The sequence below is a fragment of the Microbulbifer sp. ALW1 genome (genome assembly GCF_009903625.1).
GTDB lineage: Bacteria > Pseudomonadota > Gammaproteobacteria > Pseudomonadales > Cellvibrionaceae > Microbulbifer.
Genome location: NZ_CP047569.1, coordinates 4,243,382 through 4,257,500, shown reverse-complemented (window position 1 = coordinate 4,257,500; position 14,119 = coordinate 4,243,382). Strand labels below are relative to the sequence as shown.

The following is a 14,119-nucleotide window of genomic DNA, read 5'->3' as shown; positions in this document are numbered from 1 at the left end:
ATCGAGTCTTAATAGGGCGTTTAGTTGCAGGCAATAGACCCGAAACCCGGCGATCTATCCATGGGCAGGTTGAAGGTTGAGTAACATCAACTGGAGGACCGAACTCACTAATGTTGAAAAATTAGGAGATGACCTGTGGATCGGAGTGAAAGGCTAATCAAGCCGGGAGATAGCTGGTTCTCCTCGAAAGCTATTTAGGTAGCGCCTCGCGTCTCACCCTCGGGGGTAGAGCACTGTTTGGGCTAGGGGGTCATCCCGACTTACCAACCCCATGCAAACTCCGAATACCGAGGAGTGCAATCGCGGGAGACACACGGCGGGTGCTAACGTCCGTCGTGAAAAGGGAAACAACCCAGACCGCCAGCTAAGGTCCCAAATATCAGTTAAGTGGGAAACGATGTGGGAAGGCCCAGACAGCTAGGAGGTTGGCTTAGAAGCAGCCATCCTTTAAAGAAAGCGTAATAGCTCACTAGTCGAGTCGGCCCGCGCGGAAGATATACCGGGGCTCAAACTGATAACCGAAGCTGCGGATGCTCTTATGAGCATGGTAGAGGAGCGTTGTGTAAGCCGCTGAAGGTGGACTGTGAGGTCTGCTGGAGGTATCACAAGTGCGAATGCTGACATGAGTAACGACAAGGGGGGTGAAAAACCTCCCCGCCGGAAGACCAAGGGTTCCTGTCCAACGCTAATCGGGACAGGGTTAGTCGGCCCCTAAGGCGAGGGCGAAAGCCGTAGTCGATGGGAAACGGGTTAATATTCCTGTACTTGCAATTGCTGCGATGGAGTGACGGAGAAGGCTAGGCCAGCATGGCGATTGGTTGTCCATGTTTAAGGTAGTAGGCTGGGGACTTAGGCAAATCCGGGTCCCTAAGGCTGAGAGCTGATGACGAGTCTTACTTGTAAGACGAAGTGGTTGATGCCCTGCTTCCAGGAAAAACTTCTAAGCTTCAGGCAATTGTGAACCGTACTCTAAACCGACACAGGTGGTCAGGTAGAGAATACCAAGGCGCTTGAGAGAACTCTGGTGAAGGAACTAGGCAAAATGGTACCGTAACTTCGGGAGAAGGTACGCCGCTGACGGTGATCGGACTTGCTCCGTAAGCTGTTGGCGGTCGAAGTGACCAGTTGGCTGCGACTGTTTATTAAAAACATAGCACTCTGCAAACACGTAAGTGGACGTATAGGGTGTGACGCCTGCCCGGTGCCGGAAGGTTAATTGATGGGGTTAGCGTAAGCGAAGCTCTTGATCGAAGCCCCGGTAAACGGCGGCCGTAACTATAACGGTCCTAAGGTAGCGAAATTCCTTGTCGGGTAAGTTCCGACCTGCACGAATGGCGTAACGATGGCCAAGCTGTCTCCACCAGAGACTCAGTGAAATTGAAATCGCTGTTAAGATGCAGTGTACCCGCGGCTAGACGGAAAGACCCCGTGAACCTTTACTACAGCTTTGCACTGAACTTTGAGCCTACTTGTGTAGGATAGGTGGGAGGCTTTGAAGCAGTGACGCCAGTCATTGTGGAGCCATCCTTGAAATACCACCCTGGTATGTTTGAGGTTCTAACTCTGGTCCGTTATCCGGATCGAGGACAGTGTATGGTGGGTAGTTTGACTGGGGCGGTCTCCTCCCAAAGAGTAACGGAGGAGTACGAAGGTGCACTCAGCATGGTCGGAAATCATGCAATGAGCATAATGGTATAAGTGCGCTTGACTGCGAGTCAGACATGACGAGCAGGTACGAAAGTAGGTCATAGTGATCCGGTGGTTCTGTATGGAAGGGCCATCGCTCAACGGATAAAAGGTACTCCGGGGATAACAGGCTGATACCGCCCAAGAGTTCACATCGACGGCGGTGTTTGGCACCTCGATGTCGGCTCATCACATCCTGGGGCTGAAGCCGGTCCCAAGGGTATGGCTGTTCGCCATTTAAAGTGGTACGCGAGCTGGGTTTAGAACGTCGTGAGACAGTTCGGTCCCTATCTGCCGTGGGCGTTGGAAATTTGAGAAGAGTTGCTCCTAGTACGAGAGGACCGGAGTGAACGAACCTCTGGTGTTCGGGTTGTCACGCCAGTGGCATTGCCCGGTAGCTATGTTCGGACGGGATAACCGCTGAAAGCATCTAAGCGGGAAGCCTCCTTCAAGATGAGATTTCCCTGACTCCTTGAGAGTCCTAAAGGGCCGTGGAAGACTACCACGTTGATAGGCTGGGTGTGGAAGCGTTGTGAGGCGTTGAGCTAACCAGTACTAATTGCCCGTGCGGCTTGACCATACAACAGAGATGGTTACTAACGATTGACTGATCGAGATGATCAGCGGATTGTAAGCCGAGAGACGCAACGTTCGATTGATCGACTTGCGGTGTATTACTACAGAGTGTTTTACCGACTTATTTGGGGTTATCGCCGGTCACCAGAATGACCGAGGCAAACAGCGATAACAGGCAGCGCAGGGCAACGAGCCCATAAGACCAAGCCAACCCAAGCCAGTTTGCCTGACGACAATAGAGTTGTGGAACCACCTGATCCCTTGCCGAACTCAGAAGTGAAACGCAACATCGCCGATGGTAGTGTGGGGATTCCCCATGTGAGAGTAGGTCATCGTCAGGTTTCTATTCAAAAGCCCTGATCGCTCCGCGGTCAGGGCTTTTTTCATTGTGGTTTTTGCTCCACCGATCGAGCATAAAAAAGCCCCGGGCGCGCAAGCACTCGGGGCTTTTTTATACCGGTTTTATTACCAAATAGTGGCTGCCAGGTTACCGACGCATTTTTAAACGGTTACCGAAACCCAGCAACCACGCCACTCAAACCGCCTATCCCAAACTTATTCACAACTCTATCCAGAGTTTTTGTGGGTAACGTACCTGTGCATAACTAAAAAATTCTCAACAAAATCAATCCACAAGGAGCTTGCTGCTCCCTTGCCTACATATGGCGTCTAGCTTTGGGGTTGCAATTTTAATTGTGCACAATATAGTTGTGGAAAATGCACTTTGGAGGAGTTTCAAAATGACAGATTTATATTCAATCCCCCTACAGACCGCGGATGGTACGCCCACCACATTGGAAGAGCACAAAGGGAAGGTATTGCTGATTGTAAATACCGCAAGCAAATGCGGTTTCACGCCTCAATACCAGGGGCTGGAAGATCTGTATCGCGACTATCAGGACCGGGGATTTATGGTCCTGGGTTTTCCCTGCAATCAGTTTGGAAAGCAGGAGCCTGGCAGTGATAGTGAAATCCAGGAGTTCTGTAGCCTGAATTTTGGCGTGAGCTTTCCGGTCTATGCAAAACTGGATGTGAATGGTGAGCAGGCTCACCCGTTGTTTACGCACCTGAAAAAGGCCGCGCCCGGAATACTCGGCACTGAAGGGGTCAAGTGGAATTTCACTAAATTCCTGGTGAACCGAAATGGCGAGGTTGTGAATCGCTTTGCACCCAAGGATAAACCAGAAGCACTGGCTACAGCGGTAGAGAAGCTACTTTGAGTCGACCTGGTACCCCCCAAAAAAGTGGTGGCGAACACAGTGAGCCGTTGAGCTTGGATCGGCAGCTGTGTTTCGCGCTCTATGCCAGCTCCCGAGCAATGACCCGGGCTTACCAGCCGATGCTGCGTGAGCTCGGAATCACTTATCCACAATACCTGGTGCTGCTATTACTTTGGCAGTGGGGCAGGGAGGGTAAACCGTCGGACGCGTGGACGGTTAGCGCGCTCGGTGAGTCTCTGATGTTAGATTCCGGCACGCTGACACCATTGCTGAAGCGTATGGAAATGCAAAATCTTTTGACCCGCCGGCGAGGGGTTGCGGATGAGCGAGTGACACTGGTTTCAATCACAGATACCGGGCGGGGTCTGGAGTCCAAAGTGAAGGTATGGAGAGAGGCTGCGCTCGGCCAGTTGGCTGTGGCGCCCGAACGCCTATCTGCCTTGCACCGGGAGCTCTGGGTATTACTGGATGCGCTGCAGGCTAATATTAAAAATTAGGATGATCATCTAGTATTTTTACTTATTGAGAATCAAGTTTTGTCTATATGTTCTGGTTTACCTTTAAAAATAGGATGAGTGTTGATTTCAGTCTGCTCTGCGGCTTATAGTTTGCGCGTCTGTCCCGGTGTTAACCCCGGGGTGGGCGGTGAAATGCCAGTGGGCAATTTCACCCTACTATTCTTTCAACCGAAATTATTAAAGCGGCAGCCATGTTCTCCACTATCCCAATCGACTCGATAGTGCAGGTCCGGGGAAAACAATCCACCGGACCTATAGCTTCAAACTCCTTCTCTGAGATTGCGATCTCCGCTGCTCCCCTACTACTAGCGCGCCTGCTACGACTGCCCCTTCGCGGCATATAATTTTATCCCCATACCTCTCTACAGAATTCCGTACTTAATTTGAGCAGCGCATAGACAGCGGCGTTACCGCTGTTTAGCCTCGGGCCAGACTAGGAGAAGAGCCCTCATGAATACTAAAAAAGATAAATTAGTCATATTTGATACTACCCTGCGCGACGGTGAGCAAAGCCCCGGCGCATCCATGACCAAAGAGGAAAAAATCCGCATTGCCACCATGCTCGAGCGCATGAAGGTGGACGTGATTGAAGCGGGATTTCCAATTGCCAGTCAGGGTGATTTTGAAGCAGTTCAGGCGGTCGCTGAGACAATTAAGGATTCCACCGTATGTGGCCTCGCTCGCGCCGTTGGCCCGGACATCATTCGCGCTGGTGAGGCGCTCAAGAAGGCAAATTCCGCGCGTATCCACACATTCATTGCCACCTCTCCGATTCATATGAAGTACAAGCTTCAGATGGAGCCAGAAGATGTGCTGCGCCAGGCGGTAGAAGCCGTTAAAACCGCGCGACAATTTACGGATGATGTGGAATTTTCACTCGAGGACGGCAGTCGCTCTGAGCCTGAATTCATGTACCGCATCATTGAGGCGGTGATCAAGGCTGGTGCCGGTACCATCAATATTCCGGATACCGTCGGCTACGGTGAGCCCAGCGAGTACGGTGCCATGTTCAAGCGCGTGATCGAAAACGTGCCTAACTCCGACCTGGCCATTTTCTCGACGCACTGCCACAACGACCTGGGCCTTGCCGTTGCCAACTCCCTGTCTGCAGTGATGAACGGTGTACGGCAGGTGGAATGCACCATCAATGGCCTCGGCGAGCGGGCCGGCAATGCCTCGTTGGAAGAGGTAGTGATGGCGGTGCGGACTCGCCAGGACTTGTTCCCGGTGGAAACCCGTATTGATACCTCGCACATTGTGCCGACGTCGCGTCTGGTTTCTTCGATCACCGGTTTCCCGGTACAGCCGAACAAGGCGATTGTTGGCGCTAACGCTTTTGCCCACGAATCCGGTATCCACCAGGATGGTATCCTCAAGCACCGTGAGACCTACGAAATTATGCGGGCAGAAGATGTAGGCTGGGGACAGAACCGACTGGTGCTGGGCAAGCACTCCGGACGCGCAGCGGTCAAAGCCCGTTACGAGGAGCTGGGCGTCAGCTTTGCGGATCCGGCGGAATTCAATGTGCTGTTCCAGCGCTTCAAGGATCTCGCCGATAAAAAGCACGAGATTTTTGATGAGGACCTGCAGTCACTCATCTCCGGCGCCGCCGACCCGGTAGAGCACTACCAGCTGGCAGATCTGGAAGTACGTAGCAAAAGCGGTAGCAACCCGCAGGCACATCTGCAGTTGCTTATCGATGGCGAAAACCGCAGCTGCAGCGCGGAAGGTAGCGGCCCGGTAGACGCAACCTTCAAGGCCATTGAGTCCGTAGTCGGCAGCAATGCAGATCTGAAGCTCTATTCAGTGAATGCGGTAACCCAGGGTACTGACTCCCAGGGCAGTGTAACGGTGCGCCTTGAGCGCGATGGCCGACTGGTCAACGGAGTGGGTGCGGATACCGATATTTTGGTCGCATCCGCAAAAGCGTACCTGGATGCTTTAAACTTGCTCGCCAGCAAGAATAGCAAGCCGCAAGGCGTATAATTGACCAACGGCTAGTGGAGACAGAGCAAGCGTGAACGAACTGCAGCGGACGGAATATTTAACGGCACTGGGTGTTACCAGTTATATGCCGCGTTTCCGCCTGCCGCAGGCGCCGGAACCGCGACAGGCGCCGCTGCCGCCGCCAGTGGAAGATATTCCTGAGGTTGCGCCGGCGGCGGCAGTGATGGCTGCCATCGGCGCGGACATTGCGCCGGAAAAGGCCAGTTTGATAAATGCTGGCCGGGAGCAGGTTATTTCTGCCGCGGAGCCAACCCCGGAAATTTCGGCAAAACCTTCCCCGGATGTCAGCCGAGTCATCGGCAGTATCACTACCGAGACCAGGGTTGCTGCAGCCCCTTCGAAAGCCACCCCGGTGGCCCCGCCCCAGCAAAGCATCAAGCCTTTCGTGTTGAGCTGCTGGTGGTTGGGTGAGGAGCTGCTGGCGGTCGATAGCCGCGAGCCGGGCCTGGCACTACCGGTGGAATCGCTATTTGGCAACATTGCGCGCGCGCTGGGTTGGCATCAGCTGGAGACCCGGCGGGACAAGCTCAAGTGGCCACTGGCTGAAAACCCTTTCGCCACCGCAGCCGATGCGGCCGATGCCCGCGATACTTGCAGTAGCTGGCTGGAGGCTGCCTGTGCGCGAAAGCCAGTCAAATCCATCTGGTTGATGGGGCAGCAGGCCCAGGACTATTGCGCCCCGGTGGCTCTGGATGACGCGGTTGTCGACTGGCAAGGGGTGCCTGTGGTTGCCATGCCGAGCCTCACGGAGCTGCTCACGGAACCGGCGCGCAAGCGTGCGCTATGGCAGCAATTGCGCAGGCTCTACCCCGAGCAGACCCGCCGCTAAGCTTTCTTCAATTCTGGCCGATCGCGGTAATCCCCTGTGACTCCATCTTCTTCTGAGCTGACTCCCGACTCTGGACCTGTGCCGGAATTCACCTTCGCGCGCGCGGATATCGCCGACTGCAATGACCTGGCGGCACTGGCTCGCAATGCCCATAGCCACCCGTGGAGCGCCGGCCAGTACCGGGACAGCCTGAATTCCGGTCATACATGTTGGGTGTTACGTGCGAAGGAAGGGCAGATTGCGGCCTGCTGTGTAACCAGCCTGGTCTTCGATGAAGTGGAAATTCTCGATGTTGCGGTCGCACCCCAGTGGCGCCGCCGCGGCCTGGGCGCCCACCTGCTGCAGCAGGTGCTGGAACAGCTTCCGGAGGATATTGCACGTGTGCTGCTTGAAGTGCGTGCATCCAACCGCCCGGCGCGCGGGCTCTATCACAAGCTCGGGTTTTCCGAAGACGGCCGCCGAAAAAACTATTATCCGAAGGCGGATGGTAGCCGGGAAGACGCGCTGTTGATGAGTCTGATATTGTAGGTCGCAGCTCTACCGATTTTGATGCATTTAACATTGATGCAATCGCAGTAACCCCATTCCGCCTTTCAGGCACGCCGGATACATCATGCCAACTCATCGTAGCCAACCCTCCCTGCTTGAAGGTCCAGTAGCGGGCCACCTGCGTCGCCTGGCCCTGCCCATGGTCTGGGGAATTCTCGCCACCATGTCCTTCAATGTGGTGGATACCTATTTCGTTGCCCAGTTGGGTAGCAGGCCATTGGCGGCCATGAGTTTTACCTTTCCTGTGGTGATGGTGATCAATGCACTGGCTATCGGCCTTGGCGCTGGCACTTCCTCTGCAGTAGCGCGGGCCTACGGGGCGGGAGATATGAAGCAGGTGCGTCGACTGGTGTCAGATGGCGCACTGCTGGCCACGTTGATTGCTGTAGTGGTGAGTTGCGCCGGGCTGATGACCATTGAACCGCTATTCCATCTGCTTGGCGCTGAAAAATCGCTGATACCGCTTATTGCAGACTATATGGTGCCCTGGTACCTGGGGGCGGTATTTGCCGTTGTTCCGATGGTGGCGTTGTCGGCCTTGCGTGCCATTGGCAACAGCGCCGTGACCGGGCGCATTATGATGGCCGTTGCATTTTTTAATTTGGTGCTCGATCCGTTACTGATTTTCGGTCTCCTTGGTTTTCCGCGCCTGGAACTACAGGGGGCGGCGCTGGCGACGGTCATCGCGCGCGGTCTCAGTTTTGCCATTGCGTTGTACATACTGGTTCGTCGCGAACAAATCCTTGCGCTACCCAGCTGGCGCTGGTCGCAACTTAAGAGTTCCTGGCGAACCTTGCTGGCCGTTGGGCTACCGGCGATGGCGACCAATGTGATTATTCCCATGTCCGGTGGCGTGGTAGTGGCACTGGTCGCTGCACACGGTGCAGATGCGGTTGCGGGGTTAGGGATTGCCCTGCGTATCGAGCCGGTCGCGCTGATTGTGTTTTACGCGCTGTCATCCGTTGTGGGGCCATTTATGGGGCAGAACTTTGGGGCCGGTAAACATGAGCGCCTGCAGCTGACCATATCGGTGCTGGCGCGCTTCTGCATATTCTTTGGGGTTGGGCTTGCCGTACTGCTCTGGTTGCTCGGCGGTCCGGTGGCGTCCCTGTTCAGTGATTCTCCCGAGGTACTCGCGGTTGCGGTGGCCTACCTCTGCCTGGTGCCAATCAGCTATGCGGGCTACGGGTTTGTCATGTCTGCCAATGCGGCGTTCAATGGACTGGGGCATCCTTTGCCCGCAACACTGATTTCATTCCTGCGGGTGCTGGGGTTCTACCTGCCACTGGCGTGGCTCGGTAATAGATTCTGGGGAATCCAGGGTTTGTTCGTGGCTACTGTGATTTCCAACCTGGTACTGGGCGCTGTGTCTTGGTGGTGGTTGCGTCGATACCTCGGTGAGCGCGGGGCTGAGCTGGATGCCGTGGCAGCAAAGTGAGGCGACTGCGAGTTAAGTCTGCGAGTTAAGACTGTGAGTTAAGACTGTGAGTTAAGACTGTGAGTTAAGACTGTGAGTGGAAAGTGATGAAAATGTTTGGCCGCTGGTTACTGATATTGCTGGCTCTTTCTGTGTGGCCGATACACGCACAGGAAAGCCCGTTTGACCGCTACCCGATTCACTTTACGACGGTCAACGATACCGCCATCGCATTTCAGGATATGCACCCCGCCGGTGGCGAGTCGCAAGATGAATCGGAAACAGTACTGCTGATCATGGGCCTCGGCGCACAGATGCTGCACTGGGGCGATACCCTGGTGCAGGGCCTGCTGGATCAGGGCTATCGTGTTGTACTGCTGGATAATCGTGACGCTGGCCTGTCGCAAAAGTATTACCAGCTATCCGCGCCACCGGTGTGGTGGGCGCTGGTGCGGAACAGGGTAGGCTTTACACCGGAGCCTGCTTACACTCTTGAAGATATGGCGGGAGATGCCATTGGTGTACTGGACGCACTGAATATCGAGCGCGCTCATATTGTAGGTGCTTCCATGGGCGGCATGATTGCCCAGGTATTGGTAGCGGGATATCCACAGCGGGTGATTAGTTTCACTTCCATTATGTCCAGCTCTGGGGCGCCAGGATTGGCAGAGCCGAAACGCGAAGCCATTGCCGCAATGTCCAAAGGGGCGGAATCCGGATTGAGCCGGGAGCAGCAGCTGGCCAACCGGGTTTTGATTGCCCGCACTATCGGCTCTCCGGAATATTTCAGTGAAGGTTACGCCAGGCAATTGGCCGGGCGTGTGCTGAATCGGGGCACATATGAAGATGGGGTAGTGCGGCAATTTCTGGCGATTCTCGCCAGTGGCGATAGGTCCCGGTTACTGGAAGAAATCGCCGCACCTACGCTGGTGATTCACGGCGAAGCGGACCCGCTGCTTCCCATCGACCACGGGCGCGACACCGCGGCAAAAATCCGTGGTGCGCAGTTTGTAGCGGTTGCGGGAATGGGGCACGCATTGGAGCCTGAGGTCAGCCGGCGGGTGTTGGCGGAGTTGCTGCCGTTTTTGCAAAAACCTCCGCAGCTGGCAGGACCGCAGTAGCGCAAATCAACGGCGCTGGATGGGTTGGGTGGCAGCTTGCAGCCACGCTTGCGTTTTCTCATTCACCAGTGGCATCAGGGTATCCCGTACTTTCTGGTGGTAGCGGTTCAGCCAGTCCAATTCCGCATCGTCCAATAAGGCAGGCTCAATCAGTTGCCGGTCAATCGGTGCCAGCGTCAGCTCTTCAAATTCTAAAAAGCCCGTATATTTCGCACTTTCCTTCACAAAGATCAGGTTCTCAATGCGGATGCCATATTCGCCCGTCAGGTAAAACCCCGGCTCGTTGGAGACAATCATGCCGGCTTCAAGGGCGACATTGCTATTTGCCTTGCCAATGCGCTGTGGCCCTTCGTGCACGCTGAGAAAACTGCCGACACCGTGACCGGTACCGTGGGCATAATCCAGACCTGCATCCCATAGAGACTTGCGCGCGAAGGCGTCGATCTGTTCGCCGCAGGTACCGGTAGGGAAGCGCAAACTGGCAATGGCAATATGGCCCTTCAATACCCGGGTAAAGTGATCTTTCGCCGGTGTCGGGAAGTCGCCCAGTGCCACGGTGCGGGTGACGTCAGTGGTGCCATCCGGGTACTGCCCCCCGAGTCGATCAGGTAGATACCTTCGGTAGTCATGGGCAGGCTGGATTCCGGTGTGACCCGGTAATGCACTATGGCACCGTTGCCGCGGTAGCCGGAAATGGAATCAAAGCTGTCGTCGGTGAACCCTTCCCGCTGCTCGCGTTTTTCCCGCAGCAGCTTTACCGCTTCCAGTTCGCCAAAATTATCCCCGACAACCGCGCCGGGTAATTCCGCAAGAAATTCGCACAGTGCGGCACCATCGCGAATATGGGCTGCGCGGCTACCTTCCAGTTCAACGCTGTTTTTCACGGCCTTGGCACTGGTGATGGGATCGCGTTCCTGCAGTATCTGAATTTCCCGGTTACTGAGCTGGTACAGGGTCCAGCAGTTGGTGAGTAGTGGATCAGCCCACACCTGCTGCACATGCTGGCGCTCGGCGGCGGCAAACAGTGCGGATTTATCGCTGACGATCTCCACATCGTGGCCCAGGTGCTGGCGCAGGGCGTCGCTGGTGGCTTGTTCCGCCAGGTACAGGGTGGCCGTGCCATCGTGGTACAGGAAACCCATTGAGAGGGCGACGGGTAGGTGGGGGATATCGCTGCCGCGAATATTAAACAGCCAGGCGCAGACTTCCGGATTGGCTAGCCACAGGGCGTCTTGTTTTTTGGCCCTGAGCTGCTCGGCAATACGCTGGCGTTTGCTGGCGGAATCCTCTCCGGTAAAGGTCTGCGGGTGCGGGCGTGCGCTGCCGCAGGGAGTGGCGGGACGATTTTCCCAAATGCCGTCGATAGGGTTGGTTTCCAGTGCGCGTAACTGAATACCACACTCTTGCAGTCGCTTCTTCAATGGCGCCAAACCCGGCTCGGTATGCAGACGCGGGTCGTAACCGAGCGCATCTCCTTCCTTGAGGGCTTCACTCAACCAGTTGCCGATATCCACAGGTGTCAGCGTCCGCTGCTCAATGGGTTGGCTGCCGATCTCCTGCTCCGCCTGAATGGTATAGCGGCCGTCCACGAACAGGCCGGTGCGGTCGTGGGCAACGGCGGCGAGACCGGCAGAGCCGGTAAAACCGGTGAGCCAGGCGAGGCGCTCATCCGCGGCGGGTACATACTCGTTCTGGTACTCATCGCAGCGCGGTACCAGGAAGCCCTGGACCTGCTGTTGTGCGAGTGCCCGCTGCAGTGCTTCCAAACGTTCCTGACTCACTATTCACCTCCTGCTCGAAGATCTGTGGTGACCCCGCTGGCCGGGTCGCAAAGTAGCCGCAGTCTAGGCTGCTGAATTCACCATTTCCAGCGATTCCGCGGCGACAGACGTGTATAATGCGCGCCTGTTTTTTATCCAGTCTCAAGTTGCATTATGGGTCAGTCTTCAAATCTGGCGGGCATCAACGGCCGCCGTACCTTTGCCATCATTTCCCACCCGGACGCCGGTAAGACCACGGTGACCGAGAAACTGCTGTTGTTCGGGAATGCCATTCAGCTGGCGGGCTCGGTAAAGGGCAAGAAGGGCCCCCATGCGCGCTCGGACTGGATGACCATGGAGCAGGAGCGGGGAATCTCCGTGACCTCCTCCGTGATGCAGTTCCCCTACAAGCAGCGGGTGGTCAACCTGCTGGATACCCCGGGGCACGAGGACTTCTCGGAAGACACCTACCGGGTACTGACCGCGGTGGACTCCGCGTTGATGGTCATCGATGGCGCCAAGGGTGTCGAGGACCGCACCATCAAGCTGATGAACGTCTGCCGCCTGCGCACCACACCCATTCTGTCGTTTATCAACAAGCTGGACCGGGATATCCGCGATCCCATCGAGGTGATGGACGAGATTGAAGAAGTACTGAATATCAAGGCGGCGCCGATCAACTGGCCACTGGGTTCCGGCAAGCAATTCAAGGGCGTGTACAACCTGTACACCGACATCATCCATGTGTTTAAACAGGGCCAGGGGCACACCATCCCGGATGATATTCAGATCCAGGGGCTGGACTCCGATGAGGCGACCGCGCTGCTGGGCGAGTACGCCGACGATATCCGCGAGGAAATCGACCTGGTGCGCGGCGCTACCCATGAGTTTGACCTGGACGAGTACCGGGAAGGCAAGCTGACACCGGTATTTTTCGGCACCGCACTGGGCAATTTCGGTGTGCGCGAAATGCTGGATGGTTTTGTCGAGTGGGCCCCGGGCCCGCAGTCGCGGGAGACCAACGAGCGCATTGTCGAGCCCGGTGAAGACAAGTTCAGCGGTTTCGTGTTCAAGATCCAGGCAAACATGGACCCGAAGCACCGGGACCGCATCGCATTTATGCGCGTCTGCTCCGGAACCTATAGCCGTGGTATGAAGATGAAACATGTGCGCCTCGGCAAAGATGTGAAGATCGCCGATGCGGTAACTTTTATGGCCGGCGACCGCAGCCATGTAGAAGAGGCGATTGCCGGCGATATCATCGGCCTGCACAATCACGGCACCATCCAGATTGGCGATGCGTTCACCGAAGGTGAGAGCCTCAAGTTTACCGGGATTCCCAACTTTGCCCCGGAGCTGTTCCGCCGAATTCGCCTGAAGGACCCATTGAAACTGAAACAGCTGCAGAAAGGCCTGCAGCAGTTGTCGGAAGAGGGCTCCACCCAGGTATTTTTCCCACTGGATAACAACGACATCATCGTTGGCGCCGTGGGGGTGCTGCAGTTTGAAGTGGTGGCTTACCGTCTGAAAGACGAGTACAAGGTGGAAGCCATATACGAAAACGTCAATGTGAATACCGCGCGTTGGGTCGACAGCGACAGCGTCAAGGAGCTGGAAAACTTCAAGCGCAAGGCCAGCATCAATCTGGCAATGGATGGCTCCGGTCACCTGACCTATCTGGCACCGACCCGCGTGAACCTGCAACTCGCGGAAGAGCGTTACCCCGACGTTCGCTTCTACGCGACGCGGGAACACTAATAGCGTTTGCATTTGCTTGCAGTAATCAGTAAAGAGATTTCATCGTGACAGCCGTAAAAAAAACGACGATCCCCGCACAGCTCCCCGAGGAAATGCCGCGCGGGGGAAACGCGCTGACCAAAGGCATTGGTCTGCTGATTGTGAAGATGCTCGGCTGGCGATTCGATGGCGAATTCCCGCCGGAGAAAAAATTGATGGTGGCACTGGCCCCGCATACCTCCAACTGGGATTTTGTGGTGGCGATGCCATTTATCATGGCACTGCGCCTCAAGGCCTCCTGGCTGATGAAAAAAGAAGCCTTCTTCTTCCCGTTCAAGGGCCTGTTCATGTGGCTCGGTGGTATACCAACGGATCGCTCCGCGGCCGGCGGCATGGCTAAGCAGGTTGCCAGCCAGTTCCGCCAGAATGAAAAAATGTGGGTGGCCATCACTCCGGAAGGTACCCGCAAAAAAGCCAGTAAATGGAAAAACGGTTTTCTGCGTATCGCCCAGGCGTCGGATGTGCCAATCCTGCTGGTAGCCTGGGATTTCCCGACCAAGCGTATTTGTATCGACTCCCTCTACCGCCCCACCGGTAACCTGGAAGCCGACATGCACGAAATTCAGAAGCGCTTCAGCAAGTACCGTGGGCGCAACCCGGAAAACCAAACCGACTTTGTCGACGCGGCCTGACGGCTGG

10 protein-coding genes, 2 rRNA genes and 1 pseudogene (1 of these 13 only partly in view) are annotated in these 14,119 nt (G+C 55.8%); 11 read left to right on the top strand and 2 right to left on the bottom strand.

The annotated features are described in order from the left end of the window. The 9 genes from GRX76_RS17590 to GRX76_RS17550 all read left to right on the top strand — a co-directional run. Positions 1-2,266 (top strand): 23S ribosomal RNA (locus GRX76_RS17590) (it extends 615 nt beyond the left edge of the window). A 221-nt stretch (positions 2,267-2,487) separates the two neighbouring features. Further along, positions 2,488-2,603: ribosomal RNA gene (rrf, locus tag GRX76_RS17585) — 5S ribosomal RNA — on the top strand. Positions 2,604-3,002: 399 nt separating this feature from the next. Then, positions 3,003-3,482, top strand: coding sequence for a glutathione peroxidase (locus GRX76_RS17580; RefSeq protein ID WP_160154489.1), 480 nt, complete (start codon positions 3,003-3,005; stop codon positions 3,480-3,482). A 98-nt stretch (positions 3,483-3,580) separates the two neighbouring features. Beyond that, positions 3,581-3,979: a MarR family transcriptional regulator gene (locus GRX76_RS17575; protein ID WP_160155053.1), complete on the top strand. Its 399-nt coding sequence runs from the start codon at positions 3,581-3,583 to the stop codon at positions 3,977-3,979. Positions 3,980-4,450: 471 nt separating this feature from the next. Continuing rightward, positions 4,451-5,986 (top strand): 2-isopropylmalate synthase, encoded by a 1,536-nt coding sequence (locus GRX76_RS17570; RefSeq protein WP_160154488.1) that lies wholly within the window; start codon positions 4,451-4,453, stop codon positions 5,984-5,986. Between the two features lie 31 nt (positions 5,987-6,017). Then, a complete protein-coding gene (locus GRX76_RS17565) occupies positions 6,018-6,836 on the top strand; it encodes a hypothetical protein (RefSeq protein ID WP_160154487.1) in 819 nt (272 codons plus the stop codon). Positions 6,837-6,872: 36 nt separating this feature from the next. After that, positions 6,873-7,364: a ribosomal protein S18-alanine N-acetyltransferase gene (rimI, locus tag GRX76_RS17560; protein ID WP_160154486.1), complete on the top strand. Its 492-nt coding sequence runs from the start codon at positions 6,873-6,875 to the stop codon at positions 7,362-7,364. An 85-nt stretch (positions 7,365-7,449) separates the two neighbouring features. After that, on the top strand, positions 7,450-8,823 hold the full coding sequence (locus GRX76_RS17555; protein ID WP_160154485.1) for an MATE family efflux transporter: 1,374 nt from the start codon (positions 7,450-7,452) through the stop codon (positions 8,821-8,823). 86 nt (positions 8,824-8,909) lie between these two features. After that, complete coding sequence (locus GRX76_RS17550) at positions 8,910-9,923, top strand: alpha/beta fold hydrolase (protein ID WP_160154484.1); 1,014 nt, start codon at positions 8,910-8,912, stop codon at positions 9,921-9,923. 6 nt (positions 9,924-9,929) lie between these two features. Here GRX76_RS17550 and GRX76_RS19515 read toward each other — a convergent pair whose 3' ends face one another. Together GRX76_RS19515 and GRX76_RS17545 are read right to left on the bottom strand one after the other, a co-directional pair. After that, positions 9,930-10,220: a M24 family metallopeptidase C-terminal domain-containing protein gene (locus GRX76_RS19515; protein ID WP_370463960.1), complete on the bottom strand. Its 291-nt coding sequence runs from the start codon at positions 10,218-10,220 to the stop codon at positions 9,930-9,932. Continuing rightward, positions 10,200-11,704 (bottom strand): annotated as a pseudogene (locus GRX76_RS17545) (M24B family metallopeptidase); the annotation flags it as partial. The pseudogene GRX76_RS17545 and the gene GRX76_RS19515, both read right to left, overlap by 21 nt. Before the next feature lie 153 nt (positions 11,705-11,857). On the opposite strand from GRX76_RS17545, the gene GRX76_RS17540 reads away from it, so the two are divergent. Together GRX76_RS17540 and GRX76_RS17535 are read left to right on the top strand one after the other, a co-directional pair. Then, positions 11,858-13,441: a peptide chain release factor 3 gene (locus GRX76_RS17540; RefSeq protein WP_160154483.1), complete on the top strand. Its 1,584-nt coding sequence runs from the start codon at positions 11,858-11,860 to the stop codon at positions 13,439-13,441. A gap of 44 nt (positions 13,442-13,485) precedes the next feature. Beyond that, positions 13,486-14,112, top strand: a complete 627-nt coding sequence (locus GRX76_RS17535) for a lysophospholipid acyltransferase family protein (protein ID WP_236250455.1) — start codon at positions 13,486-13,488, stop codon at positions 14,110-14,112. The last annotated feature ends 7 nt before the right edge of the window (positions 14,113-14,119 follow it).